This is a genomic window from Mesorhizobium sp. M1227, assembly GCF_040318315.1.
Taxonomy (GTDB): domain Bacteria; phylum Pseudomonadota; class Alphaproteobacteria; order Rhizobiales; family Rhizobiaceae; genus Mesorhizobium.
The window spans coordinates 1-571 of sequence record NZ_JAMYLZ010000122.1; the positions used below are offsets into that span (position 1 = coordinate 1).

The following is a 571-nucleotide window of genomic DNA, read 5'->3' on the forward strand; positions in this document are numbered from 1 at the left end:
GGCCAGCAGCATTACCGTGTCCGGACTGACGGATTCTGGCGCCGTGCAGGCCGCGATACTTCGAATAGACGCGCAGGCCGGTCGCCAGGGCGCCGGCGTCGCGGGCGTTGGCAGGAGCAAATGTCACCGACACCCAGCCTCCTGCGTAGGCCGGTGCGGACAGCGCCACCTGGCCGATGCTGCCGGCAACGAGAGCGGCAGTAAGGGTTATGAACATATTGCGGGTCATCTTGGTCTTCATTTCCGGCTGCCTCAGCCTATGGCCAACCTTCCCGAATTGCGGCTGAACCATCCCGGAACCCGTCGTTCAGCTGTCGTTCAGTCATTTTTCCCGGCTCGGCACACATAGAAAAGGGCGCCGAACGCCGACGCCCTTTTTCGTAAACTGGCCGGTGCGATCAGGTCGCGCCGCCGACCCGCGCGGCGCAGCCGATGCTCTTGCCATCGACCGCAACTTCGAGCTTGGCATCGTAAACGCCGCCCTTTGCGTCGAGCGTGATAGCGCCGAGCGTAGCTGGCTTGCCGGGCGCGGCGTTGAAGGCGCCGCCCTGCTCGATGCTGGTGCCGTCGG

Annotated in this window: 1 protein-coding gene and 1 pseudogene; both read right to left on the reverse strand. The window is 64.8% G+C overall.

Annotation, left to right across the window (positions count from 1 at the left end):
- A pseudogene (locus NKH28_RS34385) lies at window positions 1-241 on the reverse strand (curlin); the annotation flags it as partial.
- A 157-nt stretch (window positions 242-398) separates the two neighbouring features.
- Complete coding sequence (gene csgH, locus NKH28_RS34390) at window positions 399-557, reverse strand: curli-like amyloid fiber formation chaperone CsgH (RefSeq protein ID WP_352981476.1); 159 nt, start codon at window positions 555-557, stop codon at window positions 399-401.
- Window positions 558-571: the final 14 nt, after the last annotated feature.